General features: G+C 34.8%; 2 protein-coding genes and 1 tRNA gene. All 3 read right to left on the bottom strand.

The features are described from left to right. Positions 1 to 432 (bottom strand): glycosyltransferase family 2 protein (locus ABS911_RS15110; RefSeq protein WP_350468233.1); only part of this gene is annotated, 432 nt, incomplete at its 3' end. A gap of 49 nt (positions 433 to 481) precedes the next feature. Then, a tRNA-Arg gene (locus ABS911_RS15105) sits at positions 482 to 554 on the bottom strand. A gap of 98 nt (positions 555 to 652) precedes the next feature. After that, positions 653 to 1,254 (bottom strand): hypothetical protein (locus tag ABS911_RS15100; protein WP_350468232.1); only part of this gene is annotated, 602 nt, incomplete at its 5' end.

The following is a 1,254-nucleotide window of genomic DNA, read 5'->3' as shown; positions in this document are numbered from 1 at the left end:
TTTATCCATTAGTTTGTAAAAAGTTTTCGCAAAAAATGATCGGGTGGCTGACTCGCCATTCCTATCGATTCTTCTAGTTCCCACACAATCAAGTGCAGGATTATTATTTAGCATCATTAACATCTGCGGTAATAATTCAGGTGGATCTTGTAGGTCTGCATCCATAATGGTTACAAAATCACCACTTGCTTTTTGTAATCCCGCAAACATAGCTGCTTCTTTACCGAAATTTCTAGAAAAATCAATAAAATGAACGTTCATGTGTTGATAAACTAGTTCTTTAATTTTTGCTATCGTTCGATCTTTTGATCCATCGTTTACGAAGATATATTCAACTTCTTCATTCATTATTGCTCTTTGTTGCTCTATTGCCCCAAAAAATAAGGGAATAGTTTCTTCCTCATTATAGCAAGGTACGATAATTGTTAGCATATTTCCCTCCAATGAACTGAATTATTCATACAGAAATGTGTACAAAAAATGACCCCAAGAAGAATTGAACTTCCGACACCTCGTTTAGGAAACGAGTGCTCTATCCGCTGAGCTATGGGGCCAAAACCACTTCTATAAAAATGAAATTCTGCCTAAATGAGCCGAATAGTCACTTTTATAGACTGTGGTAAAAGAAAATTATTTGTTTTAGTAATTTAAACTAAGGCAATGCCTTGATAAACTCTTGCATCACTGCATAGTTTTCATCAAATACTTTCAAAGCACCATTCATTAGTCTATAATCGTTTTCTTTATGTGTATTCAGCAAATGTTCTAATTGTTCAATTGCTTCGTAATCAACATCTGGATAGTATCTTTTCGCAGTACCAACTCGATTAAGGACTAGGTTAGCCGCAGTAGATGGTTTTTTCAAAATAGTACGTTTAAATGTATCAATTCCAGTTAACCCGATTGTCTCAGACATTGCTCTACCACGGCCGTCCTCATTTAGAAGGATACTTGGTTTACGATTTGAAAGGAAGTACAAATGCGCATGTAATCTAAATCCAATATGTAAATCAATGTCATCGTATTTTTGATAATTATCAAATGAGTATGCTAAGTCAATACTGTTCATCCCTTTTGCTGCACCATATTCTGCTAAATCTGTTGTATTTGCTGCATCATCTTCTTTAGTAAACTCATCTACCTCACCTATACCACGGTGGAAGGCTAAAATTATTTCAGCTTCAGGATAAATTTTTTCAACTAAATCAATCATTTGTTTTGAGATATTTGAAAAACGAGGATGTTGTGCTGGTG

The sequence above is a fragment of the Carnobacterium sp. genome (assembly GCF_040274425.1).
Note: the sequence above shows the minus strand (reverse complement) of the source record. Positions and strands in the feature narration are given on the sequence as shown.